14 protein-coding genes, 2 tRNA genes and 1 other RNA gene are annotated in these 12,365 nt (G+C 65.6%); 5 read left to right on the top strand and 12 right to left on the bottom strand.

The window, feature by feature from the left end; all coding sequences use genetic code 11:
• Window positions 1-13: 13 nt before the first annotated feature.
• The 6 genes from FHS47_RS04195 to FHS47_RS04170 form a co-directional block, all read right to left on the bottom strand.
• Complete coding sequence (locus FHS47_RS04195; protein WP_167023347.1) at window positions 14-337, bottom strand: YbaB/EbfC family nucleoid-associated protein; 324 nt, start codon at window positions 335-337, stop codon at window positions 14-16.
• Window positions 334-2,037, bottom strand: coding sequence for a DNA polymerase III subunit gamma/tau (gene dnaX, locus FHS47_RS04190; protein ID WP_167023343.1), 1,704 nt, complete (start codon window positions 2,035-2,037; stop codon window positions 334-336). Before dnaX ends, FHS47_RS04195 begins: the two co-directional genes overlap by 4 nt.
• Window positions 2,038-2,113: 76 nt before the next feature.
• Window positions 2,114-2,210, bottom strand: an RNA gene (gene ffs / locus FHS47_RS04185) — signal recognition particle sRNA small type.
• A gap of 21 nt (window positions 2,211-2,231) precedes the next feature.
• A tRNA-Ser gene (locus tag FHS47_RS04180) sits at window positions 2,232-2,322 on the bottom strand.
• A gap of 181 nt (window positions 2,323-2,503) precedes the next feature.
• Window positions 2,504-3,262, bottom strand: coding sequence for an MBL fold metallo-hydrolase (locus FHS47_RS04175; RefSeq protein ID WP_167023339.1), 759 nt, complete (start codon window positions 3,260-3,262; stop codon window positions 2,504-2,506).
• The gene (locus FHS47_RS04170) at window positions 3,259-3,987 is read right to left on the bottom strand and encodes a 3-deoxy-D-manno-octulosonic acid kinase (protein ID WP_167023336.1); all 729 of its coding nucleotides are present in this window, start codon (window positions 3,985-3,987) and stop codon (window positions 3,259-3,261) included. The genes FHS47_RS04175 and FHS47_RS04170 overlap by 4 nt, the downstream gene beginning before the upstream one ends.
• A gap of 122 nt (window positions 3,988-4,109) precedes the next feature.
• On the opposite strand from FHS47_RS04170, the gene FHS47_RS04165 reads away from it, so the two are divergent.
• Window positions 4,110-5,111, top strand: coding sequence for a glycosyltransferase family 9 protein (locus FHS47_RS04165; protein WP_208381786.1), 1,002 nt, complete (start codon window positions 4,110-4,112; stop codon window positions 5,109-5,111).
• A 120-nt stretch (window positions 5,112-5,231) separates the two neighbouring features.
• Here FHS47_RS04165 and FHS47_RS04160 read toward each other — a convergent pair whose 3' ends face one another.
• From FHS47_RS04160 to FHS47_RS04145, 4 genes are read right to left on the bottom strand one after another with little or no spacing between them, the layout of a single operon-like run.
• Complete coding sequence (locus FHS47_RS04160; protein ID WP_167023331.1) at window positions 5,232-5,636, bottom strand: DUF6165 family protein; 405 nt, start codon at window positions 5,634-5,636, stop codon at window positions 5,232-5,234.
• A 46-nt stretch (window positions 5,637-5,682) separates the two neighbouring features.
• Window positions 5,683-6,969 (bottom strand): Nramp family divalent metal transporter, encoded by a 1,287-nt coding sequence (locus FHS47_RS04155; RefSeq protein ID WP_208381785.1) that lies wholly within the window; start codon window positions 6,967-6,969, stop codon window positions 5,683-5,685.
• A gap of 48 nt (window positions 6,970-7,017) precedes the next feature.
• Entirely contained in the window at window positions 7,018-7,926 is a 909-nt protein-coding gene (locus FHS47_RS04150; RefSeq protein WP_167023328.1) for a YihY/virulence factor BrkB family protein, read from the bottom strand.
• Window positions 7,927-7,968: 42 nt separating this feature from the next.
• A complete protein-coding gene (locus FHS47_RS04145) occupies window positions 7,969-8,130 on the bottom strand; it encodes a hypothetical protein (RefSeq protein ID WP_167023325.1) in 162 nt (53 codons plus the stop codon).
• Between the two features lie 186 nt (window positions 8,131-8,316).
• On the opposite strand from FHS47_RS04145, the gene FHS47_RS04140 reads away from it, so the two are divergent.
• Window positions 8,317-8,559: a hypothetical protein gene (locus FHS47_RS04140; protein WP_167023322.1), complete on the top strand. Its 243-nt coding sequence runs from the start codon at window positions 8,317-8,319 to the stop codon at window positions 8,557-8,559.
• 164 nt (window positions 8,560-8,723) lie between these two features.
• Window positions 8,724-9,005: a hypothetical protein gene (locus FHS47_RS04135; protein WP_167023319.1), complete on the top strand. Its 282-nt coding sequence runs from the start codon at window positions 8,724-8,726 to the stop codon at window positions 9,003-9,005.
• Between the two features lie 3 nt (window positions 9,006-9,008).
• Here the strand turns inward: FHS47_RS04135 and FHS47_RS04130 are convergent, their stop codons facing one another.
• Window positions 9,009-9,302 carry a hypothetical protein gene (locus FHS47_RS04130; RefSeq protein ID WP_167023316.1) on the bottom strand — a complete coding sequence of 98 codons (294 nt, stop codon included), beginning with the start codon at window positions 9,300-9,302 and terminating at the stop codon, window positions 9,009-9,011.
• Window positions 9,303-9,999: 697 nt separating this feature from the next.
• On the opposite strand from FHS47_RS04130, the gene FHS47_RS04125 reads away from it, so the two are divergent.
• Entirely contained in the window at window positions 10,000-10,470 is a 471-nt protein-coding gene (locus FHS47_RS04125; protein WP_167023313.1) for a GNAT family N-acetyltransferase, read from the top strand.
• 142 nt (window positions 10,471-10,612) lie between these two features.
• Here FHS47_RS04125 and FHS47_RS04120 read toward each other — a convergent pair.
• Window positions 10,613-10,702 (bottom strand) — tRNA-Ser (locus FHS47_RS04120).
• Window positions 10,703-10,848: 146 nt separating this feature from the next.
• Here FHS47_RS04120 and FHS47_RS04115 point away from each other — a divergent pair.
• Window positions 10,849-11,553 (top strand): protein phosphatase 2C domain-containing protein, encoded by a 705-nt coding sequence (locus tag FHS47_RS04115; RefSeq protein WP_167023310.1) that lies wholly within the window; start codon window positions 10,849-10,851, stop codon window positions 11,551-11,553.
• Window positions 11,554-12,365 lie beyond the last annotated feature (812 nt).

Raw genomic sequence — 12,365 nt, 5'->3', positions numbered from 1 at the left:
CGGCAGCCGTTCGTCAGAACGGCATCTTGAAACCGGGGGGAAGGTTGAGCCCGGCCGTGACCCCGCCAAGGCGCGAGCGGCTCAGCTCGGCGATCTTGTTCACGGCGTCGTTCACGGCCGCCGCGACGAGGTCTTCGGCCATCTCCGGATCGTCCGCGAAAGCCTGGCGGTCGATGTGCACCGAACGCACTTCGTGGCCGCCGGTCATGGTGACGGTGACGAGGCCACCGCCGGCGCTGCCGGTGATTTCCGTCTTGGCGAGTTCGTCCTGCGCACGCTTCATCTCGTCCTGCATGCGCTGGGCTTGCTGCATCAGCTGACCGATTTGACCTTTCACGTTCCTGGCTCCACGGGTTTGATCGATTGGGGAATGACGCGCGCGTCGAATTCGCGCTTCAGCGTCTGTACGAGCGGGTCGGCTTCCATCGAGGCCTCCGCATTGGCCTGCGCGTCGCTGGCCGCCTGCGCCCTGCGCTCCGCCGGTGTGCCCAGGTTGCCCCGGTCGGCGACGAAACGGAAACGAACACGGTGACCGAGGGCCTGCGAGACCTTCTCTTCCATCTGGCTGGTAAGCGGTTCGACGGCGAGGTGCATGTGCGAAGGCGTGAGCGCCAGCACCATGGTCTCCCCTTCGATCTCGCGCAGCGAGCAGTTCTGCGCCAACTGCCCGATGGGACCGCGCAGGTTCGCGCGCTCCACGATGTCGTGCCAGTCCGGCAGGCCGTTGGCACCCACGGCGATGGGACGCGGCGGCGCGGCGGGTGCGGGTGCGGGCGCGGGTGCGGGACCCGCGGCCGGCCTCGACGCGGGTGGCGCAGCCGGCGCGGTACGCGAGGATGACGGGCCGCCCGCTGCGCCGGACGCGGAGCGATCTGGACCCGGCACACCCGCGGGCGGTGCCGGGCGCGGCTGCGGCGCGGCTGCGGCGGCACGCGGCGCCGCCACGCCCTGCCCGGCTTCCACCGGACGGAACGCATGCATGCGCAACAGCACCATCTCGAAACCGATGCGCGCGTCCGGCGCCAGCGGCAGTTCGCGGCGGCCGCTGGTGGCGATCTGGTAGTAGAGCTGCACGTCTTCCGGGGCAAGGCGCGCGGCGAGATCGGCAAGACCGGCGTCGGCCTCTTCGCCGCGGTACCCCGGCACCAGCTGGATCAATTGCACACGATGCAGCACCGTGGCCAGGTCGTCGAGCACGCCGCCGAAGTCGGGCGAGTACGACGCGATGCGATCGGACTCCGCCATGAGCGCCGCGCCGTCGCCGGCGGCCAGGGCTTCCAGCACGCCCAGCACCTGACCGCGCTCCACGCTACCGAGCATGGCGCGCACGTCGGCCGCGCGCAGCGCGCCACCACCGTAGGCGATGGCCTGATCAAGAAGCGACAGACCGTCGCGCAACGAGCCGTCGGCACCATGCGCGAGCGCGGCGATCGCCTCGTCCTCGTACTCGATGGCTTCGGCGCCGAGGATATGGCGCATCTGTCCGGAGATCTGTTCGGGCAGCAGGCGTTTCAGGTTGAACTTCAGGCAGCGCGACAGCACCGTGACCGGCAGCTTCTGCGGGTCGGTGGTGGCGAGCAGGAACTTCACGTGCGGCGGCGGCTCTTCCAGCGTCTTCAGCAGTGCATTGAAGGCGGGCTTCGACAGCATGTGCACCTCGTCGACGAGGTACACCTTGAAACGGCCCCGCGACGGTGCGTACTGCGCGTTCTCGATCACTTCGCGCACATCGTCCACGCCGGTGTTGCTGGCCGCGTCGATTTCCAGCAGGTCGACGAAGCGGCCGGCGTCCACCGCCGTGCAGACGGCGCACTCGCCGCAGGGATCGGCCGATTCGCCGCGCTCACAGTTGAGCGACTTGGCGAAGATGCGCGCGATGGTGGTCTTGCCGACGCCGCGCGTGCCGGTGAAGAGGTAGGCATGGTGCATGCGCCCGGAGTCGAGCGCGTTGGTGAGCGCGCGGACCACGTGCTCCTGGCCCACGAGTTCGGCGAACTTGCGGGGGCGCCACTTGCGTGCGAGGACCTGATAGGACATGCGTAGTACCTTGGGACGACAGTGGATTGTGCCAAGGACCGGAGGGGTGGGAAAGCTCGCCCCCGAAAGGCGATGACCCTGCCAGCCACACCCCGGCACCCGAATCGTCCGCTACCGTTGCTTCCTTCCGGACCTGGCGGGGTTTACGGGCTATCGTCGCGGGGGGACCGACAGGGCCACCATAAAGACATAACTGGCGGAGAGGGCGGGATTCGAACCCGCGATACGCTATTAACGTATACACACTTTCCAGGCGTGCTCCTTAAACCACTCGGACACCTCTCCGCACTGGTACAACCTCTTCCCCGGCATCCTGTCCGGCAAAGAAGCGGAAGGATAACCGGGAGGGATGGGCGAGACAAGCGCCATGACTCTGTGGGAGCCGGCTGCGCCGGCGATCCCGCGGCAGCGGGCAACCTTGCCGCGAGCACCCATCGCCGCTGAAGCGGCTCCCACACAAAGCGGTTTAACCCGCCGCGGGCCCCGGCGGGTGCGGCTCGGGCAGCGCCAGCCGCTCGCCCGGGCGGGCGATGCGATAGCCGCGCGAGGCAAGCGTCTCGCCATCGGCGATGCCGCCGTAGTGGTAGAGCGCCATGCGCAGCCGGAATGCCTCGTCGTACTCGCGCTCCAGATCGTCCACGCCCGTGTGCGACGGATTGCCGATCACGCCGCAATCGTGCGCGATGAGTTCCCCGTTCACGCCGTGGATGGCCAGCACCTCGGGAATCGGCCGCGTGTCGCCGGTGTAGACGAAACTGCCGCGCAGCGCCAGGCCATACGACGTGCCATGCACGTGGTGGCGCGTCGGGAACAGGTCGAACCACTGGTCCGCATGCCAGAAGCCGCGCGTGCACGGAATGAGATGGAAGGCCTCCCAGTAGTTCACACCACCCTCGGCGAGCGCGCCCGGGTAGTCGGCGACCCTGGCCTGCAACCAGGGCAGCAGCGCCGCGTGCATGAACACCTTCATGCGGCCGCGGTGCGCCTCGTCGAACCATGAGCGGAAAAACAGCCCTTCCATGCCGGCCACGTGATCCATGTGTGCGTGGGTCACGTAAAGGGCCGGCGGCAGGCTGCCGTAAGCCGCCATGTAGCGGTGCAGCGTGTCCGGCCCGCAGTCGATCAGGAGCTCCGGCTTGCCGTCGCGCTCAAGCACTGCCGCCGACGAGCCGAGTTCGAGGGCATGCGCAGCGCCGGCGCCTAGGAAGTGCAGGTGCCAGCTCATTCGCGCAGGGCCCGTTCGTAGTGTTCCATCAACGCCGGCCACCATTCCGCATCGAAGGTGTCTCCCGCGGCCTCCCGTGCGCCGAGCTTCACCAGCGAGCGCTTCAACCGGGCGAGATTGGCCCGGCGCCAGGCCGCCGAAGGCCGGCGCAGGCGCCCGCGGTCGAAATCGATGAGGTAGGTATCGCTGCCGTTCACCAGGATGTTGTGGGCGTTGAGGTCGGCATGCCACGCGCCGGCACGGTGGAATCGCGCGATGGTGGTGCCGACCCGGCCGGCCAGCGCCGCATTCATGGCGCCATCGGCAAGGCGCTCGGCCAAGGTGGCGGCACCGGGGATGAAGGCCGTGATGAGATCGGCCGAATAACGAAAGCCCTCGCGCACGTAGCGCGACGCGATCGGCGCCGGCACGGGAAGGCCGCGCCGCGACAGCTCCGCCAGCAAGCGGAACTCGCGCGCGCTTCGGGTGCGGTCGCCGCCCGTGAAGAGGTAGCGGTCGCCAAAGAGGCGCGCGACCATGCCGCCGCGGCGATAATGCCGGAGCACCGCTTCGCCCGCGGGCGTGTCGATGACGGCCACCCCGCCCCGGCCGCCGGGCTGGGACCGCAGCGCACCGCGCTCGCGCCAGCGATGGGGCGAGAACCAGTCAGCGTCGACTTGAGGTGCACGGGCCGCGTCGAACAGAATCGTACCGCCCGCGCCCTGATCCACTCGTTGCTCTGTCATTTGCCGGCCGCCTTCCGCGGCCCTACCCATCCGGTAACCCTTTCGTGCCCAGTCTACCAAGCCGCCCACTCCCGCCGGGAGCCTCCAGCCTCTGCATCCTTCGCACGTCGGCCATCGGCGACGTGACCCACGTTGTTCCGCTGGTGCGCACCTTGCAGTCGCAGGTGCCGGAATCGCGGATCACATGGATCGTCGGCAAGCTCGAGCGAAGGCTCGTCGGCGACCTTCCGGGCGTGGAGTTCGTCACGTTCGACAAGGGTGCGGGCCGCGCCGGGGTGAAGGCCGTGCGCGACGCACTGGCCGGCCGGCGCTTCGACGCCCTCCTGCACATGCAGGTAGCCTTGCGTTCGAATCTCCTCAGCCTCGCCGTGAAGGCGGATCGACGCATAGGCTACGACCGGGCCCGGTCGAAGGACTTGCACGGGTTGTTCGTGAACGAACGGATTCCGGCGCGCAGCGGAGAGCATGTGCTGGACGCCATGGCGAGCTTCATCGAACCGCTGGGCCTGAAACAGACCGAGGTGCGTTGGGACATTCCCGTGCCGGACGAGGCACACGCCTGGGCGGCGGAACAGCTGCCCGGCGACACCCCCACGTTGCTGGTCAGCCCGATGTCCAGCCACACGGTGCGCAACTGGCGTGTGGAGCGCTACGCCGCGCTGATCGACCATGCGATGGCGCGCGGCATGCGCGTGGCCCTCGTGGGCGGACCCTCCGCGGCGGAACGCGGGCTGGCCGATGCCATCCTGGCGGCCGTGCGGCAGGCGCCGCTCGACCTCACCGGCAAGGACACGCTGAAACGCTTCATGGCCCTGCTGGCACGCAGCGCGATGATCCTCACGCCGGATTCGGGGCCGATGCACATGGCCAACGCGGCGGGCGTGAAGGTGCTGGGTCTGCACGCGGCCAGCAACCCCAACCGCTCCGGGCCCTACTCCGATCGCCGCTGGTGCGTGGACAAATACGACGAGGCCTCGCGCACATTCCTGGGCAAGCCGGCCTCGGAGATTCCCTGGGGCACGAAGATCGAGAAACCCGGGGTCATGGACCTGGTGCAGGTGGACGAGATGATCGATCGCTTCGAGGCATGCGCGGCGCACTTGCAGTTGCGCTTGCATGGCTAAATGGACGACGGCACCTGTGGGAGCCGGCTGTGCCGGCGATCCCGCGGCAGCGGGCAACCTCGCCGCGAGCACCCATCGCCGCTGAAGCGGCTCCCACACAAAGCACCATCTGTTCAGAGATCAGACGCCAGGAGCGCGGTAATCCTGGTACGACTTCTCTTCGACCAGGGTGGAGCCCAGCTTCACGTTGATCTCGCGCTTGATCGCCGCGCGCTCGTCGTTCTCGATGTAAACGGAGCGGGCCAGCTTGATGAACTCCTGGTCGAACGCCTGCGCGCGCTCCTTCATGCGGATGTCGTCTTCGATCTTCCACAGGCGCTGGTTCACTTCCAGCAGGCGGCGCGTTTCGTCGGCGATGTCCACCTCGGACGCCTTGTCGTTGCTCCACGTTGCCTCGAGCAGCTCCAGTTCGTTGCGCACGTTGGCCAGCTTGGCCTCGTCCTTGATCTCCTGCAGCTTGATCCGCAGGATCGTGATCTTGTCGATCAGTTCGCCGTAGGAAACGGGGGTCTGGATAAGGCTCATGGCAATCTCCGGTCGGTAAGGCGCGGGAGGTTAGCAGCTTTGGATGTTAGAGCGAGACCATACCGAAGGCGTCGAGCAGCAGCACGATATTGAGCGCCAGCACCACCAGGGCCGCCACCACGGCCGCGACGGTGATCGGCACCCGGTTCCGGAAGGGGCCCATGAGATCGCTCCGGCTGGTGAACCACACCAGCGCGACCATGGGGAACGGCAGCGCGATGCTCAAGGCCACCTGGCTCATCACCAGCGCATGCGTGGCGTCCACGCCCGCGATGACCACCGCGAAGCTGGGCAGCATCGTGACGGCGCGGCGGAGCCACAGGGGAATGCGGAAAGCCACGAAGCCCTGCATGATCATCTGGCCGGCCATGGTGCCCACCACGGAGCTGGAAAAGCCCGAGGCGATCAGCGACACCAGGAAGATCGTGGCGGCCGCGCCACCCAGCAGCGGCACCAGCGTCTGGTAGGCGGTTTCGATCTTCGCCACGTCCGGATGGCTGCCGTGGAACGCGCCGGCGGCCATCACCACCATCGCGAGGTTGATCAGCCCCGCCACGGAAAGCGCCAGCACCACTTCCAGGTTGGACAGCCGGATGATCCGGCGGCGCTCGTCCGTGGTCTTCGGCCGCGCGCGTCGCTCGGTCAGCCCCGAGTGGAGGAACAGCGCATGCGGCATCACCGTGGCGCCGATGATGCCGACCGCGATGGCGAGGGCCGCGCTGTCCGGCAGGTTGGGCACGAAGATCTGCTGTCCGAGCGACTGCCAGCCGATGGGCGCGATGAAGAGTTCCGCGAGATAGGACAGCCCGACCACGCCCACCAGGGCACCGATGGCCAGTTCCAGTCGCCGGTAACCCTTGCCTTCCAGCAGCAGGAGCGCGTAGGTGACCACTGCCGTGATGCCCATGCCCACCAGCAGTGGCAGATCGAACAGCAGCGCCAGGCCAATGGCACCGCCCAGGAATTCGGCGAGGTCGGTGGCCATGGCCGCCAGTTCGCTCACCACCCACATCAGGTACACGACAGGCCTGGGCAACCTCTCGCGGCACAGTTCGGCGAGGTTCCGACCGGTGACGATGCCCAGTCGCGCCGAAAGGCTCTGGAAAAGCATGGCGACGAGGTTGGCCAGGACCACCACCCAGAGCAGCCCGTAGCCGTAGCGAGCACCCGCCTGAATGTTCGTGGCGAAGTTGCCCGGATCGATATAGGCCACCGAAACGACGACAGCCGGACCGGCGAACGGCAACAGCCCGGCAAGGCCCTGCCGGCGCCCATCGAGCACCTCGCGCATGGCCGGTTCTTCACGTGGCTCCGGTGACACCTTCTGGAGCATGTTTAACGTCCCGCGGCGACGTGGGGCGCGCCGCCCGTCACCAACATACTACAGCCGCCCCGCCGGACGGCCCGGCGCGTCGTCGGGAAGCTCCGCAGGCGCGGCCTCGATGCGCACGGCATGCTCGCTGGGCTGGATGGGCTTGCCCCGCGCGTCGGCCACGCCACGGGTCAACTCCGCCCCCAGCAACACGATGATGGACGAGTAATACGTCCAGGTGAGCAGCACGATGAAGGCTCCCGCCGGCCCATAGGCGCCGCCGACGTTGGCGTACTGGATGTAAAGGCCGATCGCATATTTGCCTGCAAGGAACAGCACCGTCGTGAGAACCGCGCCGATGAGTGCCTCGCTCCAGGAGATGACCGCATCGGGCAAGACCTTGTACATCGCGCCAAACGCGGTAACGAAAACCAGCACCGAGATCGCGTACTCGGCCATCTTCCACACCATTCCCTCGCCCCGCACCAGCGCCTGGATCAGCGCACTGACGAGGAAGGAAACGATCATCATGAAGGCGATGCCACCCAGAAGGGCGAATGCCCTTGCACGCGCACGCAGCCACGCTCCGACCGCTTCGCCCGGCTTCGCCTTCACACGCCACACGCGATCGAGCGTGGCCTGCAACTGCGCGAACACGGCCGATGCACCGAACAGGGTCACCACGATGCCGATGATCCCCGCCAGGTCACCCAGCTTCGGGTGGGACTTGGCACTTTCGATCACGACATTCAGCGCCTCAGCCGCGCGTTCGCCCACGACACCGGCCAGCGCCTCGGAAAGCTCGCCCTGCCATGCCGGATGCAGCATGGACACGAGCCACACCAGAAGCAGCAGCAAGGGAGCGAACGACAGCGCGGCGTAAAACGACAACGCCGCCGCGCGCGTCATCAACTCGTCGTCACTGAAGCCTTCCACGGCCGACACGATCGTCCGCTTGATGCCACCCAATACTCCCATCGTTCCTGTCCGTCCGGCCGTTCTTCAAGTTATGTGTGCCGCTCAGCGGACGCCCTCGTCGCGCTTGCGCAGCTTGTCCATCTTCTCTTCGCCCTCCTTGATCTTCCTGTCCCTGTCCTTGTGCACGGGCTGGTCGCCGTTGGCGACATAGTTGTTGTTGCGGTCGCCCGACTGCGGGCGATGCTCGCGGGACTTCTCGTTCATTAGTGGCTCCCATGTGCAAGAAACGTGCACCGGCACCCGCCGACGCCCTGCCAGCGTCCATGCCACGGACTCGGCGTACCGTCGCGCTCGCGTCATGACGGCGCTCACAAAAACGGCAATGGAAAACGCTCAAGTTTCGCTGGCCCCTGCCGACTCTGAGGAGCACCCAAGGTAGGGACCCCGGCCATGCCCATCCAACACGCTCGCCACGTCAATCTCCGCGCCGTCCTCACACAACTGCAGCGTGAGGGCCTCGCCGGATACGAAGAACAAGCCCAGCACCTAGGCAGCGTTTCAGGGCAGCAGTTGGCCGCCATGGACCAGGGCGCCCCCATCGAGGCGTCGTTCGCCGCGCAGGTGGAATGGGCCCTCCATCGCCGGCGCGGATGGATGGACGAACTGCACGGCGACGATCCGCTCGAAGCGTGAAGGCCGTATTCGTTTCGCATACGGCATATGCACGCCGGTTGCACACGGCTGACAGCCGTGCCCTATCTCGCTGAACGGTCTCGACGTCCACGAAGGCACATTTTCGGCATTTTCACCGGCCGCCCCGATGATGGATCCCTTCAGAAGAGCGAAAGGGACCTGCCATGGATGCGTCGACGGAATGGGTCATCGCCTGGACGGATCTGATTCTGGATGCGTCCGCGCTCGATGAGGCCGCGCGAAAGCACGACCTCGACGAGGTGCGCTTCCGCGCATGCTCCATTGCCGTAAGGGCGAAGCGTTATGGCTTTGACGAGCTTTCGCGCAAGGCTATCGAACTCATGGAGAGAGTGGACGCCAAAGACCCGTCGCCCGAACTGGCCTGCCTGCAATCGGCGCAAGGCATTCTGCGGCTGGTGGATGCCATTACGAAGAACCGGCGGTGACCTTCACGCCGCCAGGCCGTCCGCGGCGGCGGCAATCACCTGCTCGAACGCGTCGGCCAGGTGCTGGCCGACCGTCGTGCCCTCGGATACCTGCTTCAACAGTGTGGAGGCCGCCGCCGTCAATGAAGTCTGGCCCGTATCGAGGGCATAGGTGAGCAACAAGGTGGTTCTGAACCTCATTTCCTCCACATCCTGAGCAAGGAACGCCGCACTAAGGGCCAGGGCCTCCTCGGCGATCACCGATGAGAAGATCGAGGCACCAGGAACAGGCGACGGCACGACGTCCGCGAATCGCATCAGAATGCCTTCTTCACGCCAGAAAATCTTTCATAACGCATGTGCATTCCCCTTGGACGGGCTCGCCGTCCTGTTTCCCTGGGAAACTGCAACCGCTATGCCAATGCGAACGTCTCAATTGCTTCGATCCAAATCCCCTGCTCCACGGAAACGATGACGCTGCGTGGCAGATAGCCTCTGAAGAGAGTCACTTTGCGTCAACATGCTTCCCTGAAGCGAGGGCCCTGGGCCCGTGATCCGTCCGGCCTGTTTTCGATATCAATTGGGCGCCCAATAACCCTCATGCAACCACCACTGCCCATCGCGATGCTCCCAATAGGCGTGGACGTAGTGACGACCGGCGACCACGCGCTCCCAATGTCCCGGAACACGTACGTACCCTCGCCCGTCCCATCGCCAGTACCCATGCGCCCATACCCAACCTTCCCGCGGCGGCGGCTCCACCTCGACGACCTCTCTGGGCGGTTCCTGCGTGACGTGGACCACGTAGGGGCGCGGAGGCCGCTCAACCACGACCACGCGTTCGGGGCGCGGCGGGACAGGCGCACAGCCAGCGGCGAGGAGCGTCAGGCACACTAACGAGGAGCGAAAATAGGCGGACATCGGCTTCTCCAGAGGACGGAGTCCATCTGACCGCGCCAGCCTTTCGGCGCGGTTTCCACGTTCCTGCTGGCCGCTGAATGATCATGGGAGAAACATGACTGGAACCCGCCGCATCCGCGCCGCCACCCCGGCCGATCTGCCCGCGCTTCGCGAACTCTTTCTTTCGGTTCGGCAGCACACCTTCGTCTGGCAGCCTCCTGACGCGTTCCATCTCGAAGACTTCGACACTCAGACGGAAGGCGAACGCGTCTTCGTGGCGGAGGCAGGCGATCGGATCGCCGGATTCATCTCGGTATGGGAGCCGGATGACTTCATCCATCATCTGTTCGTCGACACCGGCCACACGCGGCAGGGTGTTGGCCGTGCTCTCTTGCAGGCCCTGCCCGAATGGTCAGATCGGCAGTATCGGCTGAAGTGTCTGAGTCGTAATCAGCCAGCACTTGCGTTCTACCACGCGCAAGGCTTTGTCGAGACGGCTCAAGGTGTGAGCGACGACGGGGAATACATCGTGTTGTCCCTCGATGGCCACGACAGGGCTGAAAACACGGCAGATGAGAGGAAGTAATTTCTGCAAGCGGCAAAAAATGGATCGCTGCTTAAACCACCGAGTCTCAGCGGATTCGGCGGCTCACGCGTAGCCTCCTTCGTGACCCGATAGCTTTTACTCGCCCACAAAAAAGCCCGCGTTAGCGGGCCTTTTGCAGAACTGGCGGAGAGGGTGGGATTCGAACCCACGGTACGCTTACACGTACGCCTGATTTCGAGTCAGGTACATTCGACCACTCTGCCACCTCTCCGGGAACGGTCGACGGCAGGGTTTGAACCCGGCCGGGCCCGCAATCATAGTGGGTCTTCCCTGCCGTGACAACAGGGTTTCGATGGGGCATCCTGCCGGGGCATCCGGCGCCGGTGGCGCCCTTCCCCATGCACTTCCAAGGCGCACATGATCGAGTTCGGACACGGCACGCATACAGGGCTTCGCCGCACGCGTAACGAAGACACCTATTACGCCGATGCCGGGCTGGGCCTGTTCCTGGTGGTGGACGGCATGGGCGGGCATCGGCACGGCGAGGTGGCGTCGGCCACCGCGCGCGACGGCGTGGTTGCCCAGGTGGCCGCCGGGCAGTCGCTGGTGGACGCCATCCAGCGGGTGAACGAGGCGCTGATCGCGCGCTCCAGCGGCCTTTCGGAATCGCGGCCCATGGGCACCACCATCGCTGCCGTGCGGGTTTCCGGGCGGCAGTACGAGGCGGCCTGGGTCGGCGACAGCCGCATCTATCGCTGGGACGGCGCCTTGCAGCGGCTGTCCCATGACCATTCGATCGTCGAGGCGCTGGTCGAGGCCGGCGAGCTCACCGAGCAACAGGCGCGCATCCACCCGCAACGCAGCGTGCTGACGCAGGCGCTTGGCATCACCTCGCCGGACCAGTTGCATATCGGGTTGGCGCGCGGGGAACTGACCGCCGGCGCGCGGCTGCTGCTCTGCACCGACGGGCTTACCGACGAAGTGGACGACCGGCGCATCGGCGAGATCGTCGCGCGTACCGACATCGCCGCGCAGGAGTGCGTGGATCACCTGCTGCTGGAAGCGCTCGGCGGACAGGGGCGGGACAACATCACTGCTATTTTGCTGCGCGTGGCTGGCTGATACGCCATCGGCAAAAATTCAGAATTCCTCTATATGAGCAAGAGCCCATGACGTCTATCGTTGCCCGTCGCTAACGATGGGCAACAAGGATGAATGCAAGCAGGTATTCCGCCGAACGTGGGTGGCCCCTATCCTGGCAGGCATACGAAGCCACCTTCGGCTGGAGTTCAATGGTGGATATCTCAGGATGCCGGGCTTTGGGCGCTCTTACCCAGCCGTGTCGGGACGCCTGACACCAGACGGCTTCAGATATTCCATTGAACGTCAGCGCCTGGGCAATGAAGGCCCCATCCCCGAAGGGGTTTACTGGGTGACACCTGCGGAGCTGTGGTCCAACGCCTGGTACCGGCCGGCATCCCGATCCGCTTGGGGAAATCACCGGCTCACCATCCACCCTTTCCCGGAAACTGAGACCTATGGACGTGGCGGATTCTTTATCCATGGCGGCACCACGCCCGGAAGCGCGGGATGCATAGATTTGTGGGTTCACATGGACCGATTCGCGAAAGACCTGAAGGAACAGGTCAATGGCAGGGAGAACATCTATTGCATCCTGACTGTGGACTACAACTTGCGCCACCGCTCATGAAAAGACTCTCTTTCGCTTTGTTGAGCCTCGGTACCGTCCTCGTCACCGCCGTCATGAATGTCGAGGTTTACAGCGAATATTTTGGAGACGGCCCGCCCTACTTCGGCAGGACGACAAATATGGACAAATGGAGTGACCCCCTACCCCTCCTCGCGACCTTTGACGCAATCACTCTCGTCGTATGTTGGATCGGATGGCGTTGGGCCAATAGGAGCCGCCGTTG

This window comes from Luteibacter sp. SG786 (assembly GCF_011759605.1).
Taxonomy (GTDB): domain Bacteria; phylum Pseudomonadota; class Gammaproteobacteria; order Xanthomonadales; family Rhodanobacteraceae; genus Luteibacter.
The sequence above is the reverse complement of the archived record's forward strand: the minus strand, read 5'-3'. Positions and strand labels throughout refer to the sequence as shown.

Excerpts from the sequence above, each read along its gene's own strand:
- dnaX (WP_167023343.1), bottom strand. The coding sequence starts at position 2,037 with ATGTCCTATCAGGTCCTCGCACGCAAGTGGCGCCCCCGCAAGTTCGCC.
- FHS47_RS04175 (WP_167023339.1), bottom strand. The coding sequence starts at position 3,262 with ATGAGCTGGCACCTGCACTTCCTAGGCGCCGGCGCTGCGCATGCCCTC.
- FHS47_RS04170 (WP_167023336.1), bottom strand. The coding sequence starts at position 3,987 with ATGACAGAGCAACGAGTGGATCAGGGCGCGGGCGGTACGATTCTGTTC.
- FHS47_RS04160 (WP_167023331.1), bottom strand. The coding sequence starts at position 5,636 with ATGAGCCTTATCCAGACCCCCGTTTCCTACGGCGAACTGATCGACAAG.
- FHS47_RS04155 (WP_208381785.1), bottom strand. The coding sequence starts at position 6,969 with ATGCTCCAGAAGGTGTCACCGGAGCCACGTGAAGAACCGGCCATGCGC.
- FHS47_RS04150 (WP_167023328.1), bottom strand. The coding sequence starts at position 7,926 with ATGGGAGTATTGGGTGGCATCAAGCGGACGATCGTGTCGGCCGTGGAA.
- FHS47_RS04145 (WP_167023325.1), bottom strand. The coding sequence starts at position 8,130 with ATGAACGAGAAGTCCCGCGAGCATCGCCCGCAGTCGGGCGACCGCAAC.
- FHS47_RS04140 (WP_167023322.1), top strand. The coding sequence starts at position 8,317 with ATGCCCATCCAACACGCTCGCCACGTCAATCTCCGCGCCGTCCTCACA.
- FHS47_RS04135 (WP_167023319.1), top strand. The coding sequence starts at position 8,724 with ATGGATGCGTCGACGGAATGGGTCATCGCCTGGACGGATCTGATTCTG.
- FHS47_RS04130 (WP_167023316.1), bottom strand. The coding sequence starts at position 9,302 with ATGCGATTCGCGGACGTCGTGCCGTCGCCTGTTCCTGGTGCCTCGATC.
- FHS47_RS04125 (WP_167023313.1), top strand. The coding sequence starts at position 10,000 with ATGACTGGAACCCGCCGCATCCGCGCCGCCACCCCGGCCGATCTGCCC.
- FHS47_RS04115 (WP_167023310.1), top strand. The coding sequence starts at position 10,849 with ATGATCGAGTTCGGACACGGCACGCATACAGGGCTTCGCCGCACGCGT.